This is a genomic window from Nocardia sp. NPDC003269 (assembly GCF_042888005.1).
Classification (GTDB): Bacteria; Actinomycetota; Actinomycetes; order Mycobacteriales; family Mycobacteriaceae; genus Nocardia.
Window position 1 is genome coordinate 779,286 of sequence record NZ_JBIAPA010000003.1, and the last position, 13,609, is coordinate 792,894.

Annotated in this window: 13 protein-coding genes; 2 read left to right on the plus strand and 11 right to left on the minus strand. The window is 70.0% G+C overall.

From position 1 onward, the window contains the following. Positions 1-105: 105 nt before the first annotated feature. Together ACFYWJ_RS23545 and ACFYWJ_RS23550 are read right to left on the minus strand one after the other, a co-directional pair. Positions 106-1,281, minus strand: coding sequence for an acyl-CoA dehydrogenase family protein (locus ACFYWJ_RS23545; protein WP_355277935.1), 1,176 nt, complete (start codon positions 1,279-1,281; stop codon positions 106-108). Further along, complete coding sequence (locus tag ACFYWJ_RS23550) at positions 1,265-2,257, minus strand: acyl-CoA dehydrogenase family protein (protein ID WP_355277937.1); 993 nt, start codon at positions 2,255-2,257, stop codon at positions 1,265-1,267. Before ACFYWJ_RS23550 ends, ACFYWJ_RS23545 begins: the two co-directional genes overlap by 17 nt. A 108-nt stretch (positions 2,258-2,365) precedes the next feature. On the opposite strand from ACFYWJ_RS23550, the gene ACFYWJ_RS23555 reads away from it, so the two are divergent. Continuing rightward, a complete protein-coding gene (locus tag ACFYWJ_RS23555) occupies positions 2,366-3,967 on the plus strand; it encodes an FAD-dependent oxidoreductase (RefSeq protein ID WP_355277940.1) in 1,602 nt (533 codons plus the stop codon). Here ACFYWJ_RS23555 and ACFYWJ_RS23560 read toward each other — a convergent pair whose 3' ends face one another. Next, positions 3,968-4,291: a hypothetical protein gene (locus ACFYWJ_RS23560; RefSeq protein ID WP_355277943.1), complete on the minus strand. Its 324-nt coding sequence runs from the start codon at positions 4,289-4,291 to the stop codon at positions 3,968-3,970. It lies immediately after the preceding gene. Positions 4,292-4,362: 71 nt separating this feature from the next. Here ACFYWJ_RS23560 and ACFYWJ_RS23565 point away from each other — a divergent pair, with 71 nt between their 5' ends. Next, positions 4,363-4,782 carry an enoyl-CoA hydratase/isomerase family protein gene (locus ACFYWJ_RS23565; RefSeq protein ID WP_355277946.1) on the plus strand — a complete coding sequence of 140 codons (420 nt, stop codon included), beginning with the start codon at positions 4,363-4,365 and terminating at the stop codon, positions 4,780-4,782. Between the two features lie 5 nt (positions 4,783-4,787). Here ACFYWJ_RS23565 and ACFYWJ_RS23570 read toward each other — a convergent pair whose 3' ends face one another. The 8 genes from ACFYWJ_RS23570 to ACFYWJ_RS23605 are packed head-to-tail and all read right to left on the minus strand — an operon-like array spanning position 4,788 to position 13,485. After that, positions 4,788-6,230, minus strand: coding sequence for an MlaD family protein (locus ACFYWJ_RS23570; RefSeq protein WP_355277949.1), 1,443 nt, complete (start codon positions 6,228-6,230; stop codon positions 4,788-4,790). After that, complete coding sequence (locus ACFYWJ_RS23575) at positions 6,230-7,372, minus strand: MCE family protein (protein WP_355277951.1); 1,143 nt, start codon at positions 7,370-7,372, stop codon at positions 6,230-6,232. Before ACFYWJ_RS23575 ends, ACFYWJ_RS23570 begins: the two co-directional genes overlap by 1 nt. Beyond that, a complete protein-coding gene (locus tag ACFYWJ_RS23580; protein ID WP_355277954.1) occupies positions 7,369-8,619 on the minus strand; it encodes an MCE family protein in 1,251 nt (416 codons plus the stop codon). Before ACFYWJ_RS23580 ends, ACFYWJ_RS23575 begins: the two co-directional genes overlap by 4 nt. Beyond that, the gene (locus ACFYWJ_RS23585) at positions 8,616-9,650 is read right to left on the minus strand and encodes an MCE family protein (RefSeq protein WP_355278542.1); all 1,035 of its coding nucleotides are present in this window, start codon (positions 9,648-9,650) and stop codon (positions 8,616-8,618) included. The genes ACFYWJ_RS23580 and ACFYWJ_RS23585 overlap by 4 nt, the downstream gene beginning before the upstream one ends. Before the next feature lie 2 nt (positions 9,651-9,652). Beyond that, positions 9,653-10,675: an MCE family protein gene (locus ACFYWJ_RS23590; RefSeq protein WP_355277957.1), complete on the minus strand. Its 1,023-nt coding sequence runs from the start codon at positions 10,673-10,675 to the stop codon at positions 9,653-9,655. Further along, a complete protein-coding gene (locus ACFYWJ_RS23595; protein WP_355277960.1) occupies positions 10,672-11,817 on the minus strand; it encodes an MCE family protein in 1,146 nt (381 codons plus the stop codon). Before ACFYWJ_RS23595 ends, ACFYWJ_RS23590 begins: the two co-directional genes overlap by 4 nt. Before the next feature lie 11 nt (positions 11,818-11,828). Then, positions 11,829-12,674, minus strand: a complete 846-nt coding sequence (locus tag ACFYWJ_RS23600; protein ID WP_355277963.1) for an ABC transporter permease — start codon at positions 12,672-12,674, stop codon at positions 11,829-11,831. A gap of 13 nt (positions 12,675-12,687) precedes the next feature. After that, positions 12,688-13,485: an MlaE family ABC transporter permease gene (locus ACFYWJ_RS23605; protein ID WP_387161881.1), complete on the minus strand. Its 798-nt coding sequence runs from the start codon at positions 13,483-13,485 to the stop codon at positions 12,688-12,690. Positions 13,486-13,609 lie beyond the last annotated feature (124 nt).

A 13,609-nucleotide genomic window follows, 5' to 3' on the forward strand; every position in this document is an offset into this window, starting at 1 on the left:
CAGCCACGCGCGACCGCGAACTACCCGATCCGGACCCGAGCGGGGAACAATCATGTGAGTCAACGGTGTCTGCGTCGGCATCGCGCCCCGCTCGTCTGCCTGCTGCTATCGCCGGGGCAGGCCGAGGACGCGCTCGGCGATGATGGTGCGCTGGATCTCGGAGGTGCCGCCGGCGATCGTGCCGGCGAAGGAGCGGACGTAGCGTTCGAACCAGCCGGGGGCCGACTCCTCCAGGCTCAGCGGGCTGTAGCGCGCCGTGACGTCGGGATGGATCAGGCCGCGCGGGCCCGCTGCGGTCAGCGCGGCCGACGCGCCCGCTTGGACCGCTTCGGAGCCCAGCAGTTTCAGCACCGACAGGCCCGCCACGTCGTCCTCGCCGCGGGCCGCGCCGGCGAGTGCGCGGGAACCCAGCAGGCGCAGGGCCTGGGCGTCGAGCGCCAGCGTCGCGTAGCGGTCGGCGTCGAGCGCGGTCACCGGCTGGAAATCGGCGAGCAGACCGTCGAGCCTGCTGGCGAAACTCAGCCACAGCAGCGTGCGTTCGTGCCCCAGTGAGCCGTTGGCCACCCGCCAGCCCTCGTTCACCGCACCGACGATGTTCGCCGCCGGCACCCGGACCTCGGTGAAGAACACCTCGTTGAAGTCCAGGTCGTCCGGGTCGGCCACCGAGGCGAACGGCCTGCGTTCGACCCCGGGCAGGTCGGTGGGAATCAGGATCGCGGAGATGCCACGGTGTTTCGGCGCGTCGGGGTCGGTACGCACGAAGGCCAGCAGCACGTCGGCGTCGTGGGCGCCCGAGGTCCACACCTTCTGCCCGGAGACGACGAAGTGGTCGCCGTCGCGGACCGCCCGCGTGCTCAGCCCGGCCAGATCCGATCCCGCCCCCGGCTCGCTCATGCCCAGCGCCGCGGTCAGGTCGCCGCGCAGGACCGGAATCGCCCATCGGCGTTGCTGTTCGGCGGTACCGAAGGTGATGAGCGAGGCGGCCACGATGCCGACGCCCTGCGGATTGAAGCTCTCGTGGATGCCGCGCCGGGCCAGCTCCTCCCGGTGCACGTACTGCTGCACGATCCCGGCGTCGCGCCCGCCGAACTCCGGCGGATACCCCGGAACCAGCCAGCCCGCGTCGAATTGCACCCGCTGCCACCGGCGCGCCCAGTCCGGCAGGTGGGCGCTCGACCGGGGGCGGGCCGCCGCACCGGCATCGGTGGGCAGGTGCTCGTCGAGGAACGCGATCAGGTCGGCGCGGAAGTCCTCGACGTCCTGGTCAAATCGCAGCTGCACGGTACTGTCTCGCAATCGTCGCCCGGTGCTCGTCGGTTCCGCCGAGCAGCATCTCCCCCGCCTTGGCCCGCTTCAGCGCGAACTGCAGGTCGTTCTCCCACGTGTAGCCCATCGCGCCGCACAGTTGCAGCCCGTGCCGGAAGACGAGTTCCTGGCACTCGCCCGCCGCCGCCTTGGCCATGACCGCCGCCAGTCCGGCGCGCTCGTCGGCCTCGGCCAGGGTCAGCGCGGCCCAGTAGGTGAGCGCGCGAGCGCGTTCGACGGCGACGTGCATGTCGGCGGCCTTGTGCGCCACCGCCTGGAAAGATCCCAGGGGAGTGTCGAATTGGCGGCGCTCTCGCACGTGCGCCACCACCAGGTCGAGCACCCGCTGACACGCGCCGACCATGGTCGCGGCCAGTCCGGTCAGCGCGCTCGCGCGGGCCCGCGCGACATCGCCGCCGGTGGCGCTGTCGGCCGGGACCCGTACATGGTCGAAGGTGACGGTGGCCAGGTGCAGGACCGGATCGAAGATCGCCGAGCGGCGGCTGTGCACCTGTCCCGACTCGACCACGAACACACCGGCGCCGGTGACGACGGCGAGCAGGTCGGCCCGATCACCGTCGAGCACCTCGGCCGCACCGTGCAGCACCCACTCGGCGCCCACCCGCCGGGGCGTGATGCCACCGAACACCGCGGCGCCCGCCACGCCGGCGGGCGCCCGCGGTACCAGCGGCGCGAACTGGCTCGTGGTGGCCAGATACGGCGTCGGATCGCAGGCCCGGCCCAGTTCCTCGTGCACGATGGTCAGCTCGACGGCATCGCGCTGGTCGGTCATCGCCGTCCAGCCGTGCTCCACATAGCGCTTCCAGAGGGGCTCCGGGTCGGCCCCCTGGTCGGCGACGGCCCGGACCAGCGCGGGCGGACAGTGTTTCGCGACGACCTCGCGCACGGTGTGCTGCCACAACCGCTGATCGTCGTCGAACTCGAGCAACATCCGACCGACCTCCTCTGCTCCCACCGACGATGAGAATGTCATTCTTGTTCACAGGATAGTATGTACTCTCGATGTAAGAATATGATTTCCGGACTCCGAGGAACCGCCGTGGCCTACGTCATCACCCAGAACTGCTGCAAGGACGCCTCGTGCATCGCGGCCTGCCCGGTGGACTGCATCCGCCCGAGCGAGGGCGACGACGGCACCCAGATGCTGTTCATCGATCCCGAGACCTGCATCGACTGCGGCGCGTGCGCGGACGAGTGCCCGGTCGACGCGATCTACTCCGAATACGATCTGCCCCCGGACCAGGAGCGGTTCCGGGACCTCAATGCCGCCTATTTCCAGCGACATCCCCTCGAGTTCGGCGACCTCACGGTCCCGGCGCAGCGTGCCGCAGTCGCCCCCGGCACCCTGCGGGTCGCGATCGTCGGGGCCGGTCCCGCGGCCTGCTACGCCGCGACCGAGTTGCTCGGCATCGACGGCATCGAAGTCGACATGTTCGATCGGTTACCCACGCCGTACGGCCTGGTGCGCTTCGGGGTCGCGCCGGACCATCAGCGCACCAAATCGGTGGTCCGGGTCTTCGACAACGCCTTTCGCACAGAGCGGTTCGGCTGTCATCTCGCGGTGGAGATCGGCGCCGGGCTGACCCACCAGGATCTGCTGGACCATCATCACGCCGTGATCTACGCCGTCGGCGCCCCGGACAGCCGCGAGCTCGGCATCCCCGGCGAACACCTGGCCGGACATCACGCGGCCGCCGATGTCGTCGGCTGGTACAACGGGCATCCCGAGCACGCCGCCCACCGGTTCGATCTGACGGCCCGGCGGGCGGTCGTCGTCGGCAACGGCAATGTGGCACTCGACGTCGCCCGGATGCTGCTGGCCGGTCCGGCCGCGCTCGCCGCGACCGATATCGCCGACCACGCGCTGGCCGCCCTGTCGGAGCAGCGGATCGAGGAGGTGGTGATCCTCGGCAGGCGCGGGCCGCGCGAGGCCGCCTTCTCGGTCGGCGAGTTCAGCGCGCTCGGCCATCTCGACGGGGTCGATGTCGCCATCGAGGCCGGGGATCTGTCGGCGCATCCCGACGACGACGTCGAGACGGCGGCGAAACTCGAACTGGCCCGCGCCTACGCCGACCGCCCACCGACCCCGGGCAATCGGCGCATCGTCTTCCGGTTCCACGCCGCGCCGGTCGAATTGATCGGCACCGAGCGCGTCGAGGCGCTGCGGGTGAGCGGTGATCCGGACCCGATCGAGACCACCCTGGTCTTCCGTTCGATCGGCTACCGCGGGAGGCCGGTCCACGGACTGCCCTACGACGCGCGCACCGGCACCATCCCGCACCGGGTGGGCCGGGTGGTCGACACGGACGGCGCCGCGGTGCCCGGGGTGTATGTGACCGGCTGGATCAAGCGCGGGCCGCGCGGCGTCATCGGCACCAACCGGAGCTGCGCGGCCGAGACGGTTGCCGGACTGCTGGCCGATCACGCGAACGGCGACCTGGATCGACCGGTCGAGGATCGCCGGGCCCTGCTCGAGCTGATTACCGACCGGGGCCTGACACCGGTCGACTGGCCGGGCTGGCGCGCGATCGATGCCGCCGAGCGGGACTGCGGCGCGGCCCGGGACCGCCCGCGGGTCAAGCTCGTCTCGGTCGAGGAACTCCTCGATACCGCGCGCCGCAGACCACAGCTGCTGGCCTAGTTACTCGCGGGCCCGCCACACGGTGACGACGAGGGAGGCGAGGTCGAGGGCCGGGCTCAGCCCGACCTTCCCCGTGGCCGCGCGCTCCTGGAAGGCCTGGACGACCTTGTCCGGGTCGTCGTCGAGTTCGTAGACGGCCAGGTAACTCTGCGCGGCGGCGCCGGCACCCGGCAGCTGCGCGGGCACCCGTCCGTAGCGTTCGCCGGCCACCACACCCGGTACCGCGAGCACCTCGTCGAGGTGCACGGTGTCGTACCACTCGTTGAACTCGGTGTCCTGACCTGCCACCGGATTCGAGAACACGAGCATCTTCGATCGGGCCATCGCCGTTCCCCTTCAGGGTCGAGAATTGAAATTTTGCAATGCGAGAACCAGCGTCTCACAAGGAGTTGATCATGACCAGTAGCACCGACCGCCGTGAATCCGTAGAATCCATCGCCGGCGACGAGCTCACGATCGACCGCCGTGGTGCGGTCACCATCGTCCGGCTCGAGCGCCCGCAGGCGCGGAATGCCCTGACCGACAGGATGCTTCGTGGCATAGGCGCCGCGGTTCTCGCCGCCGAGGCGGGCACCGGCGGCCGGGTCCTCGTTCTCACCGGCGCGGGTGATCGGTCGTTTTGCTCGGGCATGGATCTGCGTGCCTTCGCCGAGGGCGCGCAGATCGGGTACGGCACCGATCCCCAGACGCTCGCCTATCACCGGTTGGTCGACCGCCTGAACCACTGGCGTTCGGTCGTTTTCGCCAGCGCCGACGCGCGGGAGGGCGCCGCGGCGTTCGTGGCGAAGCGAACCCCGGTCTGGCAGAACCGCTGAGCGGATCAGCCCGTCGGGAGCAATCGCTGCCACTGCCCGGCGGGCGGCGCGGCCAGATCGCCCTGCCGATACAGCTTGCCGTCGGAGCCGACGTAGTTGCCGGTGTTCGGGTCGTATCCGGCCAGGCCGACCCCGATCCGCGACGGCACGGCGTTCGAGGGCCGCTCGGCCGGTGGCGGCACCGGCCGGGTATCGGGCGGCACGCCCTGGTCCTCCAACCCTGGATCACGGGGATACGGACCGGTTTCCGGCTGCGTGGTGGCCAGCGGGACATAGTCCTCGTCGCTGTTGCACAGCGCGGCCGTCGCCGCCCGCTTGCCCGGGCGCGCGGCGCACGGGATGTTGCGGGCCCCGCGCACCGCGATATCGGAATCCTGGGGCAGCTTGCAGTACATCCCTTCCGGGGTGTCGATGGTGTCGGTGTCCTCCGGCGAGCGCCAAGCGGTCGGCGGGAGGAAGCCGACCGTGCAGGTCACCGGATCGGACAGGTTGCCGAACCGGAAGTCACCCAGGCCGAGGCCCGAGGCGTTGCGGGAGGGCTGGACCGCCTGGATCATCGAGATCGCCGGGGGCAGCAGGACGAGGATCTGTTCGAGGCCCGCGTTGTAGGTGACCGCCAGCTGCCCGATCGAGGTCAGGTTCGCCAGCAACACCGGCAGGGTCAGCTCGACGGAGGCGAACAGCGCGCCGACCTCGTTCGCGAAGCCCGGCCCGGTCCGCAGCAACGACCGGACCTGCGGGTCGTCGGCAACGAGCTGGCCGGTGACCCCGGCCAGACTGCGGGTCCACAACTGGACGGCATCGGTGGTGCGGGCCTGCGCGTCCAGCAGCGGCACGCTGTCGGTGACCAGCGCCGCGGTCGAATCCGACACGGAGTTCAAGCTTTTCGTAATCGTCGCGGCGGAGGCCAGCAACGAATCCAGGTCGGGCCCCGCACCGTTGACGCCCTGGAACAACCGGTCGAGCAGCTCGTGCAGCCGATCGACGGGAATGGTCCCGACCAGGTCGCTGAGCCGGTCCAGCATGGGGCCGACCTGCTGGGGCACGGTCGCGTCGGCGGCCGTGATCACCGAGCCGTCCCGCAGGTAGGGCCCGGCATCGGTGCGGGGCCGCAGGTCGACGTACTGCTCCCCCACCGCCGAGACGCTGCGTACCTGCGCCTCCAGATCGGCCGGAATCGGCCGCGCCGCGTCCACCGTCATGGTCGCCCTGACCCCGGTCGCGGTCAGCTCGACCGCGGTGACCTTGCCGACCTGCACCCCGCGATAGGTGACATTGCCGAACCGGTACAGGCCACCGGATTCGGGCAGCTCGAGGTACACGGTGTGCGTGCCGACGCCCAGCAGCGCGGGCAGGCGCACGTACACCGTCAGCATCACCGTCAACCCGATCACCGACAGCACCGCGAAGATCACCAGCTGAGCGCGGACGAATGTCGACAGCAGCATCAGCGTTCTCCCGGAACAGGTTCCACGCCGACGCCCAGCGGGTTGGTGGTCGGCCGGGCATAGCCGGGGTCACCCACGGCGGCCTGGACGACGGCCGTCGGGTCACCCCAGGGTGTGCCGAGCAGCAGTTCCCGGCGCAGGCGCGGCACGGTGAGATCGACCGTGGCGTGCAGGTTGAGGTAGTCGCCGCGCACGGCGCGATCGATCACCGACTGCCCGTAGGGATACACCGTGGCGTAGGCCAGGGCGGCATCGATGCGCGGGCCCACATCGGCGAGCGCGCGCAGGGTCGGTTCGAGGTTGCGCAGGTCGGCCACCAGATCCGATTTCACCTCGGTCACCACCGCATTCGCGGTGTCGCCGAAGACCCGCAGCCGGTCCAGGGCGGTGGTCAGGGCGGGACGCTCGGCCAGCAGGACGTCGAGGGCGGCGGGCAGTTCCCGCAGGGCATCGGTGAGCACGTCGCGCTGACCTGCGAAGGTGGCGGCCAGCCGTTCCAGGGCCCGCATGGCGGCGACGATGTCGTCGCGCTGACCCGCTAGCGTGCCCATGACGGTGTCCAGGCGGGTGAGCAGGGTGCCGATCTGCTGTTGCCGCCCGTCGAAGGCGTCGCCGAGGCCGGACACGATGTCACCGAGCTGACCGAGCCCGCCGCCGTTGAGCACCACCGACAGCGAGGCCAGGGTCTGCTCGGTCGAGGGGTAGGTCGAGGCCCGGTTGAGCCCGACGGTGGTTCCCGGCGCCAGCGCCCCGGCGGGCGCGACGCCGTCCGGCGTGTTCAGCGCGAGATGGCTGGACCCGAGCAGGCTGGTCTGGCCGATCGTGGCGACCACATTCCCCGGCACGGTGGTGTCGGGCCGGATGTCGACGTCGACGACCGCGTGCCAGCCGGCCAGTCGGATCCGGCGCACGCTGCCGACCACCACATCGTCGACCAGCACCGGTGAATTGGCCACCAGTGTTCCGGCGTCGGCGATCTCGACCGACAGCGTCGTCGACCCCGGCCCGCCCTCCGCCCCGGGCAGGGGCAGCGAGTTCACGCCCTGCCAGCCACAGCCGGTCAGCGACAGCAGGACGGTCGCGGCGGCGGCCAGCGCGCCGATCCGCTTCCGCCGGTGGGTGATGCGCGTCCGTGCGGTCATCGGGGTCCTCCCGGGAACAGGATGTCGGCCAGCGTCGGCGGCGGGGACGCCGGTGCCGACGGCGCTCCGACGGCCTGCGGCACGAGCTCGGGCTCGGTGTAGATCAGGTTCTCCGGGCGCGCGGCCGGGGAGAGGACAGGATTGATCGGGAACGGCAGGTTGTTCAGATCGGTCATGTTCAGCAGCGGCAGCACCGGGCCGAGGTACTGATGGCATTTCCGGGCGGATTCCGCCGAGGTCGTGTTCTCGATACCCGCGATCGCCGAGCACACCAGCTGTACTGGATTGGAGAAGTTGTTGAGCCCGAAGACGCCCGATTCGGTGCCGGTGTCCGGGTTGTAGATGTTGTAGAAGTTGGCCATGCTCGTCGGGAAGATGTGCAGCAGCTGTTCTAGGTCGTCGCGGTGGTCGACGAGGTTCTGCGTGACATTCACGAGTCCCTGCAACTGCTGCCCGGCCCTGGCGCGGTTGTCCCGCACGAAGCGCTGTACCTCGGTGACCGCGTGCGCGAGTTCGGTGAGCGCGGAGTCCAGAGCGGTGCGGCTGTCGTCGAGCACGCTGGTCAGCGAGGCCAGCCGGTTCTGGAACTCGACGACCTGGACATTGCTATCGCGCAGCGCGGTCACGAAACGCTGGAGATTCTGGATGATCCCGACGATGTCGCCGCTGCCGTCGGCGAGGATCCGCCCGATCCCGGACAGCTCGGTGAGGGCCTTGCGCAGTGCGTCGCCGTTGCCCGCCATCGCGTTCGCGGCACTGTCGACGAACTGCCCGAGCGAGCTGGACGACAGCTCGCGGCCGGGGCCGAGATCGGTGGCCAGACGGGTCAGCTGGGTTTTGATCTCGTCCCATTCGACCGGTATCGCGGTGCGTTCGAGCGGGATGGTCGCGCCGTCGGGCAGTCGCGGGCCGGTATCCCGGTAGGCGGGGGTGAGCTGCACATAACGGGAGTCGACCAGGCTCTGGGCGATGATCACCGCGCGGGCGTCGGCGGGGACCGGCACCGCGCGGTCGACCGCGAGCACGAGTTCGGTGGTGGTGCCGTGCGGTTCGATCGACACGATCGAGCCCACCTTCACCCCGGAGACCCGGACGTCGTCGCCGGGGTAGATCGCGGTCGCGGAGCTGAACACCGCCCGCACCGTGTACGGCCCGAACAGGTTTCGCCACCCGGCGGACACCCCGGCGAGAACGGCGACGACTACGACCAGGGCGGCGCAGGCGCGCAGCAGGGACCGCCGGGTCATCGGGGGGCCGCCGGCGTCGGCACCGGGATCCGGCTCTGCGGCTGCACTCCGAAGGCCTGATCGATGAAGGGCTGCAGGAGATGTCCGTCGAGCAGGTTCACCACGAAGGCGTTGTAGAACGGACCGCCCGAGACCGCTTCACCCTGAGTCAGGGAGACTTTCGCCAAGCCGGGCAGTGCGGCGGCGATGTTGTCGCGGTTCTGTTCGAGCATGGCCACGATCGCATTGAGCCGGTCCAGCGTCGGCGCCAGTTCGGCCTCGTTGTCGGCGACCACGCCCGAGAGCTGCGCCGCCACCGCCGACACGTTCGCCAGCAGGTCCACGATCGCCTGCCGACGCTGCGCGAGCACCTGCAGCAGCGAATTCGCGTCCAGCAGCAGGGTGTTCAGCCTGCTGCCGCGCTCCCCGATGATGCCCGACACCTCGGCGGTGGCGGCGAGCAGACTGCGCAACGACTGATCGCGGCTGTTCACCGACCGGGACACCTCGGTCAGCCCGGTCAGCGCCGGGCCCAGGTGCGGCGCGATCTGGTCGAGCGTCTGCGACAGCAGTGCCAGCGAACGATCCAGGGCGCCGGTATCCATCTCGCGCACGTTTGTGGTCAGGTCACCCACCGCGTCGGTCAGCGAATACGGCGACGAGGTCCGTGCCACCGGGATCACCCGGTGCGGCCGCAGCGTGCGCTGACCTCGCGAGGTGAGTTCGAGGATCCGCTGCCCGAGCAGCGATCCGGTCTTGATCCTGGCCTCGGTCTCGGTGCCGAGCACGACATCGTCCTGGACGGCGAAGTCCACCCTGGCATCCCCGTGGTCCAGGCGCACCCCGACGACCCGGCCCACCGTGACCCCGGACAGGACGACCTCGTCACCCACCGCCAGCCCACCCGCCTCCTGGAAGACCGCGCCGTAGCGCACCGTGGTCGCGAGCAGGATGAACTGCTGGGACTGCAGACCGATGGCGATCACGCACACGGCCAGCACGATGCCGATCACACCCGGCCGCGCCAGATGCGCGCCGCGATACTGCGCCATGCTCACGGGCTGCACCGTCCTGTCGTCTGCTCGATCCACGGCAGCACCAGCACCTCGCCGTTCGCGTCGGTCACCCGGACAGTGATCGCGCAGATGTAGTACTGGATGAAATTGCCGTAGGCGCCGGTGCGCACGAGCTTGCGGAAGTTCTCGGGCGCGCGCCGCAGGGCCGCGTCGAGGGTTGCCTTGTCGTCGTCGACCAGTGGTGCCAGCCTGGCCAATTCGTGCACCGTGCCCGCCAGCGGCGCCCGCGCCTGCCAGAGCAGGTCCGCCACCGACGCCGTGCTGCGATCCAGTACGTCGATGGCGGCGCCGATCGGCTCGCGCTCCCTGGCCAGTTCGCTCGTCAGGGTCTGCAAGCGATCGAGGGTGCCGGCGAATCGGCCGCCCTCCCCGGCCAGCGTGGTCATCACTGTGTTCAGGTGGTCGATGAGTCGCTCGACGACAGCGTTGTTCTGCGCCAGGGTCGTGGTGAACGCCGCGGTTCCCGCGGTCAGCGAGTTCAAGGTGCCCTCGCGGCCCTGCACGATCTCGAGCAGCGACCAGGTCAGCGCGTTCACCTCCTGGGCGCTGAGTCCCTGCACCACCGGCTTCAGCCCACCGAGCAGCAGGTCCAGATCCAGTGCGCTCGCGGTCCGTTCGCGCGGGATCTCCGCACCGGCGCCGAGCCGGTCGTGCACGCCTGCGTCGTCGGTCAGTTCCAGATAGCGGTCACCGACGAGGTTCAGGTAGCGCACCGCGGCGGTGGTGCCGGTGGTCAGGGCGAGGGTGGTGTCGGCGTCGAAATCGACGCGGACGGTGTGGTCGGCGAGCAGTTCGACGCCGCGCACGCTGCCCACCTGGACGCCCGCGACCCGTACGGAGTCACCGGTGCGCAAGCGGGACACGTCGGCGAACAGCGCGCTGTACCGTTCGGTGTCGCCGCCGCGGTACTGCCCGAACACCAGCGCGAGGAAGCCGGACAGCAGCACCATCACGACCGCGAAGATCCCGAATTTCACCAGGGGCGCGTTACGACGGCTCATCGCGCACCGCCGAACAACAACTGGGACAGGTTGTCCACGTTGAGGATCACCGACTGGTTGCCCCGCGCGAACGGGTTGGCCCCGACATCGGCGACGACGAACGGCGGCTTCTCCTCGTAGCCCACCGGCAGGACCGAACACTGCGAACCACCGGTCGCGGCCACCTTGGGCAAGTGCTCCGGATACCGATAGGGGTCGATGCCCCACAGGAAGTTCGCCGAGAGCCCGAGGCCGGGGACGTCGACCGGTTTCGAGTGGGCGAGCAGGCCGAACCCGTCCAGCGAACAGCGCAGCGACTCACGGTATTCACTGGTGAGCGCGGTGGTGGGCACCAGCAGATCCAGCGTTCGCGCCAGCGCGGAGGCATTGGCGGCGAGCACCCGGTCACCGGTGTCGGCGAACCCGATCAGCGAGACGAGCAGGGTGTCGAGATTGCGCTGTTCGTCGATGAGCGTGCGGCTGATCGCGGCGGCATTGTGCGCGGTATCCACCAGCGCGCCCGCGGAATTCGCGTAGGCGGTCAGCACCGGCGGTGCCAGGGCGAGGTCGGTGCGCAGGGCGGGCAGCGCCGGCTCGAGCGTCGCCAGGAACTGTTCGAGGTCGCCGAGCATCGCGCCGACCTCGGCGCCGCGACCGCGGGTGGCGGTGGCGATCGCGCCGAGGGTCGCGTTCAGCTTCGCGGGCTCGACCGCCGCGAGCACCGTGGTCAATTGTTCGAAGACGGTGTTGATCTCGACGGTCACCCGGTCGGCGGTGAGTACCTGACCGGCCCGCAGCGAGCCCCCTGCCGACCGTTCGGGCGGGCTCAGCTGCACGTACTTCGCGCCGAACACCGTGGTCGAGGCGATCGCGACCCGCACGTCGGCCGGGATCAACGCCAGCGTGCCAGTGTCGAGCGCCAGTTCCAGCGCCGCGGTGCCGTCGGGGCGTTCGCGGATGGTCGTGACCCGCCCGACGGTGACCCCGCGCATCTTCACGTCCGCGTCCGGATTCATCACCAGCCCGGCGCGTTGCGCGATCACCGTCACCTCGGCGGTGTCGGCGAGCCCGCCGCGGAACAGCACGACACTGCCCGCCACCACCGCGCAGGCACAGCCGATGGCGATCAGCCCGGTGACGACCCGGCCCAGCATGCGCAGCATGACGGCCCTCCCTAACCCGACAGATCGAAGTTGCCGTTGGCGCCGTAGACCGCCAGCGAGATCAGCAGCGTCACCGAGACGACCGCGATCAGCGACGTGCGCACCGCGTTGCCCACCGCGAGGCCGACACCGGCCGGGCCACCGGCGGCGTGGAACCCGAAGTAGGTGTGGATCAGCAGCACCGTCAAGGCCATCAGCAGCGCCTGCGCGAACGACCAGGCCAGATCGACGGGGTTGAGGAAAGTGGTGAAGTAGTGGTCGTAGAGCCCGGGTGACTGGCCGAGCAGGAACACCGTGGTGAACCGGCTCGCCACGAACGACGCCACCACCGCGAGCGCGTACAGCGGGGTGATGGCGATCATCCCGGCGACGATCCGCGTACCCACCAGATACGAGACCGGTTCGATCGCCATGGATTCCAGCGCGTCGATCTCCTCGTTGATCCGCATCGCGCCCAGCTGCGCGGTGGTCCCGGCGCCGAAGGTCGCCGCCAGCCCGATCCCGGCCACCACCGGCGCGGAGATCCGGACGTTGATGAAGGCGGCCAGGAATCCGGTGAGCGCCTCGATGCCGATATCGCCGAGGGAGCTGTAGCCCTGCACGGCCAGGGTGCCGCCGGTCGCCAGGGTCAGGAAGCCGACGATCACGACCGTGCCGCCGAAGACCGCGAGAGCGCCCGCGCCCATGCTGATCTCGGCGATGAGCCGGATGGTCTCGCGCCGGTGATGCACCGCCGCGAAGGGGGCGTAGGCCAGCGCTTTGACGTAGAAGAGGGCGTGGTCGCCGACCCGGGCCAGGCTCAGGACCGGTCGGCGCAGCCGCCGCAGGGTCAGTGGATAGCGTGCAGCCAGTGTCATCCGTCCCTCTCCCTCATCGCCCGGTCAGCTGGATCCCGACCGCGGTGACCACGACATTGATCACGAACAGCGACATGAACGCGTAGACCACCGTCTCGTTGACGGCATTGCCCACCGCCTTGGCTCCCCCGGTCACGATCAGCCCGCGATAGCAGGCCACCAGGCCGGCGACGAAGCCGAACAGCAGGGCCTTGACCGAGGAGATCGCGAGCTCGCCGAGTCCGGTCAGCAGCGTGATACCCGCCGCGAACGCACCGGGATTCACGTCCTGCACGAACACCGAGAACGTATAGCCGCCCATGATCCCGATCAGGCAGACGAGACTGTTGAGCAGCAGCGCGACCAGTCCGGAGGCGAGCATGCGCGGGGTCACCAGGCGCTGGACCGGGTCGATGCCGAGCACCTGCATCGCGTCGATCTCCTCGCGAATCGTGCGGGAACCGAGGTCGGCGCACATCGCGGTCGCCCCGGAGCCGGCCACGATCAGCACCGTCACCATCGGCCCGACCTGGGTCACCGCGCCGAAGGCCGCACCGGCACCGCTGAGGTCGGCGGCGCCGAGTTCGCGCAGCAGGATATTGAGGGTGAAGCTCACCAGCACGGTGAACGGGATCGCCACCAGCACGGTCGGCAGCATCGACACCCGCACGATGAACCAGGCCTGTTCGAAGAACTCCCGAGCCTGGAACGGCCGCCGGAAGGCGAACCGGACGGCGTCGGCCGACATCGCGAACAACCCGCCCACCGCCGTCAGCGGCCCGGCCGCTCTGGCGGCCACCGTGCGTCCCCAGCGGGAAGTCGCCGACCTCATCGCGGACCCGGAGTGTCCGGCCCGGGGCCGTGCCGATCGCCGGTGGCGCACGGTCCGGTGGTACATCGCACCGGATAGTCGAGACGCTGATTCTCGACCGGCCACAGCGAGATCGCCAGATGCT